Annotated in this window: 14 protein-coding genes; 3 read left to right on the forward strand and 11 right to left on the reverse strand. The window is 63.0% G+C overall.

The genetic code is table 11. The features are described 5' to 3' along the window. On the reverse strand, positions 1–783 hold the full coding sequence (locus AC1DVN_RS27140; protein ID WP_174531779.1) for an ABC transporter permease: 783 nt from the start codon (positions 781–783) through the stop codon (positions 1–3). A 10-nt stretch (positions 784–793) separates the two neighbouring features. Beyond that, entirely contained in the window at positions 794–1,798 is a 1,005-nt protein-coding gene (locus AC1DVN_RS27145) for an ABC transporter substrate-binding protein (RefSeq protein ID WP_060939381.1), read from the reverse strand. Positions 1,799–1,993: 195 nt separating this feature from the next. Between AC1DVN_RS27145 and AC1DVN_RS27150 the strand changes: the two genes are divergently transcribed. Genes AC1DVN_RS27150 through AC1DVN_RS27160 form a run of 3 tightly spaced genes read left to right on the forward strand, consistent with a single transcriptional unit; the run spans position 1,994 to position 4,014 of the window. Continuing rightward, positions 1,994–2,776, forward strand: a complete 783-nt coding sequence (locus AC1DVN_RS27150) for an IclR family transcriptional regulator (RefSeq protein WP_019746079.1) — start codon at positions 1,994–1,996, stop codon at positions 2,774–2,776. Continuing rightward, positions 2,773–3,585: an alpha/beta fold hydrolase gene (locus AC1DVN_RS27155; RefSeq protein ID WP_020909738.1), complete on the forward strand. Its 813-nt coding sequence runs from the start codon at positions 2,773–2,775 to the stop codon at positions 3,583–3,585. Before AC1DVN_RS27150 ends, AC1DVN_RS27155 begins: the two co-directional genes overlap by 4 nt. Before the next feature lie 42 nt (positions 3,586–3,627). Next, positions 3,628–4,014 carry a RidA family protein gene (locus AC1DVN_RS27160; protein ID WP_477994434.1) on the forward strand — a complete coding sequence of 129 codons (387 nt, stop codon included), beginning with the start codon at positions 3,628–3,630 and terminating at the stop codon, positions 4,012–4,014. Positions 4,015–4,027: 13 nt separating this feature from the next. Here the strand turns inward: AC1DVN_RS27160 and AC1DVN_RS27165 are convergent, their stop codons facing one another. The 9 genes from AC1DVN_RS27165 to AC1DVN_RS27205 all read right to left on the reverse strand — a co-directional run bounded on the left by AC1DVN_RS27165 (position 4,028) and on the right by AC1DVN_RS27205 (position 13,243). Further along, complete coding sequence (locus tag AC1DVN_RS27165) at positions 4,028–5,278, reverse strand: reverse transcriptase family protein (protein ID WP_080910782.1); 1,251 nt, start codon at positions 5,276–5,278, stop codon at positions 4,028–4,030. A 240-nt stretch (positions 5,279–5,518) separates the two neighbouring features. After that, entirely contained in the window at positions 5,519–6,460 is a 942-nt protein-coding gene (locus AC1DVN_RS27170) for an ABC transporter substrate-binding protein (RefSeq protein WP_182263177.1), read from the reverse strand. Between the two features lie 41 nt (positions 6,461–6,501). Then, positions 6,502–7,209: a class II aldolase/adducin family protein gene (locus tag AC1DVN_RS27175; RefSeq protein ID WP_020909735.1), complete on the reverse strand. Its 708-nt coding sequence runs from the start codon at positions 7,207–7,209 to the stop codon at positions 6,502–6,504. Next, entirely contained in the window at positions 7,206–8,360 is a 1,155-nt protein-coding gene (locus AC1DVN_RS27180; RefSeq protein ID WP_003946051.1) for an LLM class flavin-dependent oxidoreductase, read from the reverse strand. The genes AC1DVN_RS27175 and AC1DVN_RS27180 overlap by 4 nt, the downstream gene beginning before the upstream one ends. Beyond that, the gene (locus AC1DVN_RS27185) at positions 8,357–9,466 is read right to left on the reverse strand and encodes an LLM class flavin-dependent oxidoreductase (protein WP_477994436.1); all 1,110 of its coding nucleotides are present in this window, start codon (positions 9,464–9,466) and stop codon (positions 8,357–8,359) included. The genes AC1DVN_RS27180 and AC1DVN_RS27185 overlap by 4 nt, the downstream gene beginning before the upstream one ends. Beyond that, entirely contained in the window at positions 9,463–10,506 is a 1,044-nt protein-coding gene (locus AC1DVN_RS27190; protein WP_019746073.1) for an ABC transporter substrate-binding protein, read from the reverse strand. Before AC1DVN_RS27190 ends, AC1DVN_RS27185 begins: the two co-directional genes overlap by 4 nt. Beyond that, positions 10,490–11,332, reverse strand: coding sequence for an ABC transporter ATP-binding protein (locus AC1DVN_RS27195; protein WP_031332129.1), 843 nt, complete (start codon positions 11,330–11,332; stop codon positions 10,490–10,492). The genes AC1DVN_RS27190 and AC1DVN_RS27195 overlap by 17 nt, the downstream gene beginning before the upstream one ends. Then, entirely contained in the window at positions 11,329–12,186 is an 858-nt protein-coding gene (locus tag AC1DVN_RS27200; protein WP_477994438.1) for an ABC transporter permease, read from the reverse strand. Before AC1DVN_RS27200 ends, AC1DVN_RS27195 begins: the two co-directional genes overlap by 4 nt. Before the next feature lie 4 nt (positions 12,187–12,190). Continuing rightward, a complete protein-coding gene (locus AC1DVN_RS27205) occupies positions 12,191–13,243 on the reverse strand; it encodes an NrtA/SsuA/CpmA family ABC transporter substrate-binding protein (RefSeq protein WP_019746070.1) in 1,053 nt (350 codons plus the stop codon). Positions 13,244–13,489 lie beyond the last annotated feature (246 nt).

Raw genomic sequence — 13,489 nt, forward strand, 5'->3', positions numbered from 1 at the left:
TCACGTCGTCATCCTCCTCGGGATGTAATGCCAAGCAAGTAAACGATTCTCGATCGCCATCACGGCGAAGGCGAGCAGCATTCCGAGTAGTCCGGCGACGATGATCAGTGCGAACATTCGATCGGGGACGGATTGGCTCAGCAGGATCTCCTTACCGAGTCCCGGCACGCCGGCGATCAATTCTGCACCGATGGTCAGCAGCAAGCTCAGTGTTGCCGAGATGCGAATTCCGGTGAAGATGTAGGGCATCGACGCCGGTGCGACGACGAGAGCGAGTCTGCGCCACAGCGGAAGTCGGAAGGAGCGTGCGGTCGCCAGCAGTTCCGGGTCGACGTTGCGCACACCGTGAATCGTCTGGAGCAGAATCGGCCACACACTTACTGCCACGATCAGCGCCACCGCCATCCGTTGGGTCGGGCCCATGATCAGCAGAAAGAGCGGAATGATTGCGAGCGGCGGAACGGTTCGGCAGAAGTCGATGACGAAACGGGAGGAGACCGTCAGGAACGGGTGCGCGGCGAGCAGCAGTCCTGCCGGGATCCCGATGACCAGGCACAGCGCCAATCCGATCGCTGTGGTGGTCACCGTTTGTCCCAGTGATGTCCACAACGAGGACGTGCCGAGTTCGTTCACAAGGGCCACTGCCACGTCGCTGAACTTCGGAATACCTTTGACGTCCTCGTCGCCGAGCATTCCGAAGATCTGCCAGGCGGCTCCCAACGCGAAGAGCGTCAGCAGCCGACCGAGCAGAACCTGCCTGCGGCGAGTCTGCAGGGTTGTCAAGGCGGACAACTCAGTTGGCCGGTGTCAGCAGGGATTCGGCCTCGACCGAATCCGTCAGTACCCCGTACTTGACCAGCAGTTCGATCTCCGTGCCGAGAGCACCCGGTTCCACTACTGCGACGAACTGAGGATTCTTGCTGTTGGCCAGCATTTCGAGCGGAATCTTGGCTTGTGTCGAGAGCGCAGCCTTGACGGCGCCCGGATTCTGATTGGCGTAGTCGACGGATTTGGCAAGCGCCGTGCGGAATTTGGCGAGTGAGTCCGGGTTCGCGTCGACAAACGATTCCGAAGCGACCAGCGAGGTCCCTGGCACACCGGGCGCGGCCAAGGGGAAGGGGTGGCCGAGGATCTTCAGCCCCGAGTCGGTTGCTTTGCTCAGGAACGGATCGATGAGGAATGCCGCATCGGCTCCGCCAGTGGAAACAAGGTCGCCGAGGTTGGGCATGGGCGCCTGAATGAACGAGATCTTGTCCGCTGCTCCACCGGACTTCTCCACCGCAGCAGAGATGACTGCCTCGCTGACGGACTTCAATCCGCTGATCGCAACGGTTTTGCCTTCGAGGTCACGGAAGCCGCTGATGGAACTGTCTTTGGCGACGACGAGGCCGGACTGGTCGACGCCGTCACTCGCGGCAAAATTCGTGAGTCCTCCGACGATGGTGACGGGCATGTTCTGGCTGCGTGCCTGAATTGCGGCGGCGGCGGTCGTGGCTGCCATATCTGCATTTCCGCTGAGCAGCAACGGAATTTGAGCCGAGGAACTAGCACCGCCCTCGACGAGTTGGATGTCGAGTCCTTCGTCGGTGAAGTATCCCTGCTCCATTCCGAGCCAGATCGGTGCGAAGTCTGCGATCGGCTGAGGCGCGATTCGAATCGTGGTGGTCTGGGTGCCCCCGTCGTCGGAGGCCGTGGCGTCGCTCGAGCAGCCGGTCAGTGCCAATGCTGCGGTCGCGACCGCAGCTAGGGCAACAACTCTGAACCGTGGTGTCGACCGAAGGGTATGTCCAACCGTCATGTCCGAAAGCCTCTCGCTGGGAAAGATATGACTTCCTTGCCGGTAATCCGGTGGGAAGGTGAAGACGCTCAAAGAATTCCGTACGCCGGAACGATTGTTGTGACTATAGTAATTTCCAAGACGAATGCCAAGGGTTTTCCAAGAACACGAGATTTCGGATCGCCGGGTACATCCACGGCACCGGGAGGGGATCGGATGACGAAGGGTTCTGCGTCCGCCGTCGACAAAGCGCTGGATCTACTCGAGGCCATCGCGCGCTCGACCACGCCGATGAAGCTCAGCGAACTGGCAGAAGAAGTCGGGATGCTCCGCCCGACTGCGCACCGAGTGCTCGGAGAACTCGCGAACCGTGGTTGGGTCTTCCGCTACGACGGTCGCTATCTCCCCGGCCCGGCTGCACTGCAGGTTTCCCACGAAGCGGCAGCGCACTCGTTGGCGGCCTTGTGCGATCCGACCATGCGGGTGCTGTCCGAGAGCACCGACATGATGGTGAATCTGCAGGTTCTCGAGAGCGGCGGAACGCGGATCATCGCGGCGCTGCGTCCCGAGAGACTCAAGATGATCACTCGGATGCTCGGGGATCTGCTTCCGCCGCACCGGTTCGCGGGTCCGCTCGCGTTGGTCGCGGCACTCGAGGACAACACCCGGGCGCCCTACCTGGCGATGGTGGAGAAGAGCGGCTATCCACTGGAAGGCCCCACCGGCTTTCTCGCCGACATAGCCGAGACGCAGAAAACCGGATTCGCCGTTGTACACAAACGATCTCAGGACATCATCGGTTCGGTCTCGCGTGCAGTGTCTTCCCGCAAGGGATCTCCGCTCTGCGCGTTGACGGTGATCGGGTTCGATACCGACTTCGATGCGAAAACGACGCGAATGGTCGAAGAACACCTGCTGCGGGCCACCGATGAAGTGCAGCAACTCCTCACTGACCACACTTCGGGCAAGCGCCCGTCCGACACAGGAGAAGAAGGATGATTTCACGGACCGAGGGCTTCATCACCGTCGCAGACGGCGAACGGGTCTGGTACGAGACTGCCGGCGAAGGCCCGGATCTGATTCTCACGCACGGTCTCGGCGGCAACGCCGCGGTCTGGTACCAACAGGTACCGTACTTCGCTCAGCATTATCGGGTAATCAGCTGGGATCAGCGAGGATTCGGACGGTCCACCAACGAAAAGGGCAACCACGGCCCGGTAGCGGCAGTCTCGGATCTGATCGAAATCATGAACCTGTTGGAGGTCGATCGAGCGCACGTGGTCGGCCAGTCGATGGGCGGTTGGGCCGCATTGGGGACCGCGATCGCTGTTCCGGAGCGGGTGGAGTCGGTAGTCCTGGCCTGCACGACCGGCGGCATTCCCGTCGGATTCGGTCCGGACGGCGCACCTCCCCTCACCGCGGCGCCCGTCACGGCGCGGCCACTGGGGGAACACCCCGCTGTGGGCGGACGGTTGCCGAGCTTGGACATGGCGAGGGCATACCTGTACCAAGCTCTCGGCACCTTCGGTCATCGCCCACCTGACACCGAGTTCTTCCGAATTCTCAAGGCCCACAACTACTCGCCGAGCGATCTTGCCGCGGTGACGGCGCCGGTTCTGCTGATCGCGGGTGAGCTGGACGATTTGATGACACCCGAGCGGATTCGCAGCGCCGCCGAGTTCCTGCCCCACGCCGAAGTGGTCGAACTTGCCGACCGCGGCCACTCCCCCTACTTCGAGGACCCACACGCGTGGAACGAGTTGGTGGCGCACTTCCTGGCCGATGTTCGTGCCCGCCCAGTGCGCTGAAACACCAACTCGTCACGCATATTCCAACTCCGAGGAGATCTAATGGATTCATCTCAGACCGTCGAGTTCATCCCACCCGCTTTCGATACGCCGTTCTCCACCGGAGTGCGCGTCGGAGACGTTCTGTATCTGTCGGGTCAGATCGGCATGCTCCCGGACGGGACTTTGGCCGACGGCTTCGAAGCGCAGGCTCGACAGACCATGGAGAACATCGTGGCTTCGCTGATCGCTTACGGTTACGGCGTCGAAGCAATCTTCAAATGCACTGTCATGCTTGACGACATGTCTCGTTGGCAGGAGTTCAACAAGGTCTACCTCGAGTACTTCCCGGCGTCGAGACTGCCGGCCCGCAGTGCGTTCGGAACAGATGGACTGGCGCTGGGTGCGCACATGGAGGTCGAATGCATGGCGTACACACCGCGGGTCTGACTGCTCGCGGGCACTAACCGTCCCAATCCACACGTTCAGCCAGGCGCAGCAATGTGCGTCGGCGTGTAGTGCTGGTTTCGCCGATGTGCGCGATCCGGCCGTAGATGTGGGCGCGGAAGTTCTCGATTCCGTCCCGATTCTGTTCCTGCGCAGAAGTACTGGCGGCATTGTGCAGCAGGGCACGCAAGCGATCGTAGTCGTCACGCGGATACGACGGTTGGTCGTTGATCACCAGCCCGGTGAGGTGTTGGCGTCGATGAGGGCGCATCACCTTGGTCTTTCGTGGATGGATGGCAAACCCTTCGTCCCTGGCGATCTGCTCGACGCTCCAGAGGAGGGTTCCGACGTCGGCAACTTCGATTCCGGAGAAGGCGAGGTCGTCGGCGTATCGGGTGTAGGTGAGCCAGTTCGCTTGTGCGAGTCCACTCAAGCGGATATCGAGTTTGCGCGCGACGAGATTCGCCAGTGCAGGCGAAGTTGGCGCGCCTTGCGGAAGATGCGCGGTGCGTAGCTGTGATGCCTGTGCATACGGTAGGCCGCGCAGGGTATCGGCAGGTGTTGCAACAGTGCACAATCCGGTGAGAACTCCCGCCACTGCGGGTGGATAGCCGAGGGCTGTGAAGACGGCGTGAACGCGGCTGCCGGTGATCGAGGGGAAGAACTGCGCGAGGTCCACACCGATCACGATTTCCGACTGTGCGTGCGGCGCTGCAAAAGTCAGAGGGCTTCGACCACGGACGAATCCGTGTGCCGCGTCGTGTGGGGGCACCAGGTCGAGTATGCGGCGCAGAATCTTGCGCTGAATTTCGCGCAATCGAGGTTTCGGTACCTCGAGGAGGCGAGCGCCGGTCTTCTTGCTGATCTGCATGGGCCGGTAGTGGCGTAGCGGTAGGGGTTTCGTGCGGAGCCATTCCCCTCGGTCGGCAAACCACTCGAGTTCGGAGATCGTCAGATCCAGTGAACGAGCCAGGTCCACACTGGTGTTGTAGCGGGGAACGTCGAACCGCCACACCGAAGATTCATTGGTGTCCAGTGAGAGAGGAACAGGCCGCAGGCGAGGTAGTTCGCGAAGCAATCGGTACAGCGTTTGCGGTTCGAACGGTGGGGCGGGCATGAGGTCGAGAACGCGCACGGCCAGGAGCGTCGGGGAAACACCGAAGACGGTTCCGAATGCCTCCTCGAGGCCGCTGAGGGTCCACGGAGCGTCAGCAGCCGCAACGGCCAGACGACGCGCCAACTCGGGATCGAGCTCGAAGTCACGCATGATTCGACTCCGGGATGCGACGGGGCGGGGTGACCAAATCCTTTGTCCGGTGCGGCGGCAAGCACGCGGAGCGTGCCGAACGCCGGTGGACGCAGTATCCAATTCTTCTGGCCGACCCAGGGGTTACCCCTGAGACTGGTCGCGTGGACCAACTCTCACCCACGCGCCGCCGCATCTCTTCACAATGGCAGACCGTTCGGTATCTGTCACGTGTGAAGCGGATCTGTCAGGTGTGGGCCCTCAGATCGACGAACGATCCGAACCGACGAACTCGCTGATCCACGGCACGACTGCTTCGCGGACGGTGACCGCCTGCGGCAGTAGTCCGTTGCTCAGCAGGAGATCGGCCGCGCGCTGCTGCTCGTCGAGGAACTCGTCGGTGACCGGGTTGACACCGAAAGGACGTCCGCGCAGTGCAGCTTCCCAGGCATCGATGCTCGCGGACCCGCCACGCTTCTCGATGTCGTCGACGAAGATCTGCGCGGCTTCGCGGGGGTTGGCTTCGATCCAGGCGTCGGATTCCTGCAGGGCCTCGATGATCGCCTGGAGGGCCTCCGGGTTGGTATCCGCGAAATCGCGCCGGGTGAACCACAGTGAGGGGTGGCTGAAGAGTCCGTCGGTGGCGATCAGCGTGCGCAGTTCGTGGTTCGCTTCGATGTCGGTCAGCCCCGGGTACGCCCCTACCCAGGCATCGATGGTGCCGTCGACGAGGTCCGCTCCACCACCGCGCACGTCGGTGTCGACAGGGACGATGTCGGACCAGGTCAGCCCCGCCTGATCCAAGGCGAACAACAAAAGTGTGGTCTGCCATGATCCGTGCGCGATGCCGACGCGCTTGCCGCGCAGGTCCTCTACCGTGTTGATCTCGGACTCTGCCTTGACTACCAGGCGCCCGTTCTCCACGCGGGGGCCGGAGATTCCGATGTAGACGAGATCGCGGCCCTGAGCCAATCCGGTGACCGGCGGCGTGAATCCGGTTCCGATCACATCGTATCCGCCCTCCTCGAACAGCCAGTCCGAGTGCAGGGCCGGCAAGGCGTTTTCCGGGTTCACTGCAGGCTTGGCGGGAAGCTCACGCAGGTCCACCCACTCGACATCGGGGAGACGGCGCTCGAGGATTCCGGTGTGGCGCAGTACGAACAGCGAATTGTTGTGTGGGAAGTATCCGACGCGAACGGTCATGAGATCTACGGTTTCCTGTTCTGAATCAGTGATGAGGGTGGCTAGATGAGGCCGCGTCGACGCGCCTCGTCGGCGAGTCCGCTACGGCCCCACTGGACCGTGAGGTTGGACGGATCGAATTCGACCGAACCGCCGAGGGTTTCGGCGATCGCCTGGAACTGCGCGCCTTCCTCGAGGAGGACGACGAACTTCGCGAGGTCGAGCAACCCGCTGCGGCCGATGACGTTGACCCCGCCGTTGGCTTCGAAGATCGCCACCAGATCGGGATCGTGTTCGAGACGCTCGAGAATGAACTCGCCCGCAGAACGGGACCGATCGATGTGCGGCGGAATCTCTCGGGAGAGCGTCAGCCTCTGCGAAGCCGCATATCGGATGGGTAGCGTCCGGTGTGTCTGGGCCCAACCGCCGAGCCACGGAGTGTGGATGTGGACAACGCTGGTGATTTCCGGATGCTCACGGAACACTGACGCGTAGCCGGTGACAAAACCGGCCGATCCGTTGCCGGACAGCACCTCTCCATCGAACGTAGCGACAACCGGTGACACCGACGGATCGTCCGCCCACGGTCCCGGGTCGTTCAGGGCGACCGCGATTTCGGTGCCGGGTACGCGTTCGACGAAGTTCACGGTCCCGTTGGCTGCAACCGTTCCAGTCTTGCGGAAGACGTCGAATGCCTTGTCTGCTGCTTTGCGCGCTGCTTCGACGAATGCTGCGGTATCGGCGTCGAGTCGAGTTTCGGTGGTGGTCATCGAGTCTCCAGTCCAGAAGGTGTGATCGGGGTGCGCTGCAGGAGGGGAAGAACTTCTTCGCCGACGCGGTATGCCTCTTCGAGATGCGGGTTACCGGCGAGGATGAAGGCGTCGACGCCTAGTTCGCGCAGCTCGTCGAGTCTTTCGGCGACCTGTTCGTAGCTGCCGACCAGTCCGAACGCCGGTCCGCCACGGATGAGGCTGAAGCCACACCACACGTTGGGCTGTACTTCCAGATCTCGGTAACCCGTGATGTGTTCGGGCACCCACCCCTTGATGCGGGCGGCGCCCACCGAGTCACCCTGCGCTGCACGGTCGGCGGCCCCCTTGTCGACGAAGGCCCAGCCTTTCTCGATCTCGGCCCACGCGGCTTCTTCGGTGTGCCGGGCAACGACGTCGATGCGTACGGCGAACTTCGGGGTGCGTCCCAGCTTGGCCGAGTTCTCCCGCACGCCGTCGATCTTGGCTCTCAGATCGGCGTACGGCTCCAGCCAGGAAAGGTAGTAATCGGAGTGCAGTCCGGCGGCGGCGACGGCTGCTGCCGAAGACCCGGAGAAGTACACCTCGGGAAACGGCTGGCCGGCAAGTCCGGGTGGAAGTGCAGCGCCGTGGGTTTGGAAGAAGCGACCGTCGAAGTCGAAAGGTTCGCCGTCCCACACACCCTTGAGGACATCGAGGAACTCGGATGTCCTGGTGTAGCGATCGTCGTGGTCGACTTTGTCGCCCCACCACAGCTGAGGCGCGCCGCCTCCACCACTGATGATGTTGTAAACCAGACGTCCGCCGGTTGCTCGCTGCAGACTGGCCGACATCCGCGCGGCCTGTACCGGGTGAAGGAACCCCGGTTGGAACGCGACCATGAAACGGTACGTGGTGGTCTCGGCGGCCAACGCTGCTGCGGTCGCCCACGGATCCTCGGTCATCGGGAAGGACGGCAGCAGTCCACCGAGGAAGCCGGCAGACTCGGAAGCCTTTGCCACTGCGGCCATGTGGTCGATGTAGCTGTATCCGTCCAACTCGCCGCCGCGGATCGCGGGAGCGATGTTGCCCGGCCCGTATCCACCGGCATCGCCGCGGTTGTAGCGACGCGGAGTACGCAGCGACGCGTGGTCGCCTTCCATCCCGATCCGCCAATAGAAATCGATGCTCATGCGGTGGCCTTCTCTTCTGTGGTGGCCTTCTCTTCCTTGCGGATCCGACCCTCGGGATCGACCAGGTGCAGGAGATGCTCGCCCGCCCGGTGCAGCTCTTCGATGTGTGGCCGACCTGACAGGACGAAACCGTCCACGCCGAGATCGCGATACGACGACAATCGCTGCGCCACTTCCTCGTAGCTTCCGACGAGGCCGATACTGTGCTCGTAGCCGATGCGGTCGAATCCGGACCACAGGATGCCGCCCCGGTCGATCTCGAGTGCAGCGGAATCGGATTCTCTCAGTTGCCGTTCGACGCGAGCCCAGGCTTCGTCGGCTGTCTCCCTCGCGATGATCGGGATGCGCAGGACCTTCTCGACGGTCCTGCCGAGTTCGGATGCTCGGTCGTCGAGGGTGGTGATCCGTGTCGACAACTCGTCACCGGAAAGGGTGAACTGATGGACATCGGCATGGTGGGCCGAGAGTTCCAGAGCTTCCGGTGAGTCTCCGGTCAGATGTACTCGGGGAAAACGGAGTCCCGACAAGATGCCTCGGAATCCGCCGCCGAGTACGTCGTAGTATTCGCCGTCGAAGTCGTAACCCGTGCCGCCGAATCCGCCGGGCAGAATCTGTTCCTCGTTCCACACGCCGCGTGCGACGGTCAGGAACTCCGCGGCGCGCGCGTTGCGGTCGGCTCCTCGAACCACGTCTCCGCGAGCAGCGGCGTCTTCGGGGTCCGTCTCTACCTTCACTCGCCATTCGAGACGACCTGCCGACAGGCGCTGAAGTGTCGCCGACATTTTGGCGGCGTAGACGGGGGTGCCGAAAGTGGGGTGAAACTCCACGACCACTCGCGAATGACGCGTCTGACGTAGGGCGGCGGCAGCAACGATCCAGGATTCTTCGCCATTCGGATCGTACGGTGCGACAACGCCGTCGACGCCCGACAGTTCGGCTGCGAGAACGATCTGTGCCAATTCGTCGAAGGGCCCGAAGTTTCCGGGGCGAACATCGGTCGCGACGGTAGTCGGTCGCTGTGGCCCGAAGCCGCCGCGACTGTTCAGGGCGGCCACGGCCCGGCGTCCGTCACCGCGCGAGGGCAGCTCCCAGTAGACGTCCGTCATTCTTCTGTGCCCTTCTGCGCGGCGACAAGTGCGCGTGCCTGTTCCAGTGGTTCGTGCGCCACCCAGGACTGCAGGTCGAAGTCGGCGGCAAGGAAGCCATGCGCATACAGGAATTGCTTCTGCACGCCGAGCAGGTCCACACGCTCGTCCGACAGGCTCAAATGCAGTCCGGTGTGGAAGTTCTCGCCGTACGCTGCCACCACACCTTCGGGCCCGGACTGTGTTTCGGTCTGCAGCACGGCTCGGACCTCGTCGATATTGGCTGCGGCCCAGTCCGCCGCTCTCAGGCTCTCGGCGAGGAAACCGACGACGATGTCCGGGCGCTGTTCGAGTAGGTCGGCATGAACTGTGATCGGTCGTGGGGTGCCGTTGTTGACGCGATCACGTAGGGATGCAGTGGAATCGAGATCGACGGCCACGACGAGGCCGTGTTCGCGGGCAACTTCCTGGGCGCGGGCACCCTTGACGTAGATGGCGTCGACGTCGCCGCGGAGCAGGGATTCGACACCCCACGTCGTGTTGCGGGTGGACGAGGCGGTGCGGACCTCGGGGGCTGCGGTCGTCGCAACCTCGACGAGGGTGACGTCGGCAAAACTCAACTCGCCCAGTCGAAGTGCGGAGGCGAAGCCGTGCAGGGCCATGGCGCGAGGAAAGCTCCTGGCCTGATCCGCCGCCCAGGCCGGGATTCCGATCCGAGCGCCGGCCAGAAGACCTGCTTCTCGGATGTCGGAGTCTCCGCGCACCAGGATCGCCTGGGCCTCGTCGATCCAGGTGAGCCCGATGAGCCGCGTCGGAGAACCACTGGCACGCGCGGCCAGTGCGGGGACGTTGCCGCCCTCGCGAATGAGTCCGGAGAGGTGGTGATCGAAATGGCGCACTGCCAATTCCGGTCCGGCATCTTGCAGTACGCCGAAACGCACTCCGGATTCGTTTGCCGTCCGGTCGAGCCAACCGAGACTGTTGGCGAGACCGCTGGCGGTGGGAACGGGGCAGCGGGTGTACCAGAGTGTGTCGATTGCGGAATCAGCGATCAATGTCATGACTGTCCTGTCCGTCGGGGAAGGTGCGGCCGACACCGAGTTCCTTCAGGAAACTCGCTCGGTAGCGCAAAGATTCGGGATCGTTTCGATCGCGGGGGCGTGGCAGGTCGATGTCGACGTCCACGGCAAACCCGCCCTTGTCGAGGATGAGCACGCGGTCGGCAAGTCGTACGGCTTCGTCGACGTCGTGCGTGACGAGTAGTACAGCCGGACGGTGGCGGGCGACCAGATCGCCTACCAAGTCTTGCATTTGGAGCCTGGTCAAAGCGTCGAGGGCCGCGAACGGTTCGTCGAGCAGTAATAGTTCAGGTTCGCGAACGAGAGCGCGCGCCAATGCGACGCGTTGGGCCTCGCCGCCGGAGAGGGTGGCCGGCCAGGCACGGTGCTTGTCCGCGAGGTTGACCTCGGAGAGTGCGTTGCGTGCATTGTCGGTCACCTGACGTGACCGCTTCTGTCCGACTGTGACATTGGCCAGAACTCGCTTCGACGGTATCAATCGCGGTTCCTGGTAGACGACCGTGCGGTCGCGCGGAACCAGCACCTCGCCGCTGTCCGGTGCTTCCAAACCGGAGAGCACTCGCAACAGGGTCGTCTTGCCGGTGCCGCTGGGGCCGAGGAGAACGACGAACTCTCCGCGTGTGATCTCGAGGTCGATACCTCCCAGAACAGTCTTGTCACCGAACGACTTCCGCACTCCGGTGAGTGAGACTGCCACTGGTGATCCGGCTCGTCGTTCGGCCGCAGTGGTGCCGGTCCGCTCACGCGTTGCCAGCGGCGGGAGTGGTGCTTCGGTGGTCGGCAGCGAGCCGACGGTCGTGTTCGTCATCGCGCCACCGACAATCTCCGCCACGGCATGGAGTACCGCTCGATCAGCCTGACCACGGCGTCGAAGATGAGACCCAGCGCCGCGTACATGACGATGCACAGAACCATGTAGTCGGTGCGGTTGTATTCCTGCGCCAGAGTGACCAGGTATCCGATGCCCTCACGTGTGCCGACCTGCTCGGCGGCGATCAATCCGGTGATGCTGAGCGACAGGCAGATTCGAAGCCCCATCAGAACGCCGGGGAGGGCGGTCGGAAGAATCGCTCCGAACACCAGTCGCCAACCTGTCAGTCCGAAACCCTGTGCCGCTTCGACCATCTTGCGATCGACCCCGCGCACTCCCAGGTAGGTGTACGCGTACATGGGGGCGACGGTCGCGACCGCGATCAGGACCACCTTGAAAGTTTCGTCGATACCGAACCAGGCGATGAACAACGGAACGAGCGCGAGGAACGGGACCGCGCGATTGATCTGCATGGCCCCGTCGATCAGTTCTTCGCCGAGCGAGGAGAGACCGGAGAGAACCCCGAGCACCAATCCGACGATCACACCGACCGAAACACCGAGTGCAGCACGTTGAAGCGACGCGAGACCGAAGTCGACCAACTGACCCGACTGGTACAGCTCGGCGAATGCCGTCCACACCGCCGGAGGTCCGGCCAGGATCTCTTCGCGGATCAGTCCGGTAGCGGATCCGATCCACCATCCGGCAACCAGCAGCGCGGGCACGAGGAAGCGGCGGGGGATCGAGACCCACTTGGGCCTGCTGCGATTGCGCCGGTAGCGGGGCGTTTCGAGTTGCGGATGCTCCACTGACGGCGACGCCGTTCGTGCGGGCCGGGTCAGCGTCACCATCGGGTCACTTCCCCTCGGTGGTGGGCGCTGCCGCTGCCGAACCTGCCACAGCACCCTGGAGGTCGAAGATCACATCGCTGCCCTTGAGGGGCTGCTGGATCACCTTGTTCTCGGCGAACAGCGTGGAGATGGATTCGAGGTCGGTAGCGTCGGCTGCAGTCGGGTAGCGGAAGTTGGTGATCTGGCCGCCGAGGGTGATCGCGTCGTCGAGTCGCTGTCCGGAGAGTGCACGCGGACCGGTCTGTTCGAAGACGTTCTCGAAGGCTGCTGGGTCGGCCTGCTGCTTCGCGGTGAGTTCCTGGGTGACCTCGAGGAACTTCTGGACAACCTCGGGATGGGCTTCGAGTACTGCGGTGCGGCCGGCGATGATGGTGCTGTCCACGGAGTCGATGCTCGCCTCGGTTGCGATCTCGACCGCGCCCTTGGCCTTCGCCTCCTGATACGGAATCAGGAACGATGCCCACGCGTCGACCTGCCCGGTGGAGAACGCCGACGCCGCGTCAGCCTGTTGCAGCGGAACGCGTTCGACGGAATCGATCGGCACTCCGGCCTGTGTCAGGGCCTTGAGCGTGATGTACTCGCCCTTACCTGCAGGGTTGACGGCGATGCGCTTGCCGGCCAGATCTGCGACGGTCTTGATTCCGGATTCCGGAGTGGCGATGATGCCGGCCTGGTCCTTGTTGTACGGGTCGGACGTGGCGAAGATGCGGACACCCACGTCCTTGGACAGTGCGCCGACGACGGGACTGTATGCGCCGGTTTGGATGTCGAGTTCTCCGCTGTTGAACAGTTTGAGGTTGGAGCTGAATCCCGGTGTGGTCTTGACCCATTCGATCTTTGCACCCAGCGGTGCCAGCGCCTCGTCGTAGGTTCCGTCACGCTTGCCGACGGCGATGGCACCGGAGTTTCCGGGATCGAAGACTTTGAGCGTGAAGTCGGCGCTGGAATTGCCTGCGGCGCTGTCGGAATCGGAAGACCCACACGCCACCGCCAACCCGGCCAGCGGGATCATGGCGAGCGCAGCGGCAGCTCGTGGCAGTCGGCGGAAGCGGGACATGTATGTGGCTCCTTCAGGCGTTGATTCGTCAGAACTGACGACGATGACGCTATTGGGTGCCTGTCCGTTTTACCCCCGTTTGTTTTCTGGAGATTGGAAATCTTGACAACATCGGAAGTCTGTTCATCTGGGCTTTTATGGACCGTCGTCTGGTTCCTTTCCACCTGATGGAAAGGATGGCCGGACTGCTGGGTCCGTGTTAGCGTCCGATTCTCAGGTCGATCAGGCCACAGCGAAAGGATCGTT

This window comes from Rhodococcus sp. P4_E4 (assembly GCF_056401575.1).

Excerpts from the sequence above, each read along its gene's own strand:
- AC1DVN_RS27145 (WP_060939381.1), bottom strand. The coding sequence starts at position 1,798 with ATGACGGTTGGACATACCCTTCGGTCGACACCACGGTTCAGAGTTGTT.
- AC1DVN_RS27150 (WP_019746079.1), top strand. The coding sequence starts at position 1,994 with ATGACGAAGGGTTCTGCGTCCGCCGTCGACAAAGCGCTGGATCTACTC.
- AC1DVN_RS27155 (WP_020909738.1), top strand. The coding sequence starts at position 2,773 with ATGATTTCACGGACCGAGGGCTTCATCACCGTCGCAGACGGCGAACGG.
- AC1DVN_RS27160 (WP_477994434.1), top strand. The coding sequence starts at position 3,628 with ATGGATTCATCTCAGACCGTCGAGTTCATCCCACCCGCTTTCGATACG.
- AC1DVN_RS27165 (WP_080910782.1), bottom strand. The coding sequence starts at position 5,278 with ATGCGTGACTTCGAGCTCGATCCCGAGTTGGCGCGTCGTCTGGCCGTT.
- AC1DVN_RS27170 (WP_182263177.1), bottom strand. The coding sequence starts at position 6,460 with ATGACCGTTCGCGTCGGATACTTCCCACACAACAATTCGCTGTTCGTA.
- AC1DVN_RS27175 (WP_020909735.1), bottom strand. The coding sequence starts at position 7,209 with ATGACCACCACCGAAACTCGACTCGACGCCGATACCGCAGCATTCGTC.
- AC1DVN_RS27180 (WP_003946051.1), bottom strand. The coding sequence starts at position 8,360 with ATGAGCATCGATTTCTATTGGCGGATCGGGATGGAAGGCGACCACGCG.
- AC1DVN_RS27185 (WP_477994436.1), bottom strand. The coding sequence starts at position 9,466 with ATGACGGACGTCTACTGGGAGCTGCCCTCGCGCGGTGACGGACGCCGG.
- AC1DVN_RS27190 (WP_019746073.1), bottom strand. The coding sequence starts at position 10,506 with ATGACATTGATCGCTGATTCCGCAATCGACACACTCTGGTACACCCGC.
- AC1DVN_RS27195 (WP_031332129.1), bottom strand. The coding sequence starts at position 11,332 with ATGACGAACACGACCGTCGGCTCGCTGCCGACCACCGAAGCACCACTC.
- AC1DVN_RS27200 (WP_477994438.1), bottom strand. The coding sequence starts at position 12,186 with ATGGTGACGCTGACCCGGCCCGCACGAACGGCGTCGCCGTCAGTGGAG.
- AC1DVN_RS27205 (WP_019746070.1), bottom strand. The coding sequence starts at position 13,243 with ATGTCCCGCTTCCGCCGACTGCCACGAGCTGCCGCTGCGCTCGCCATG.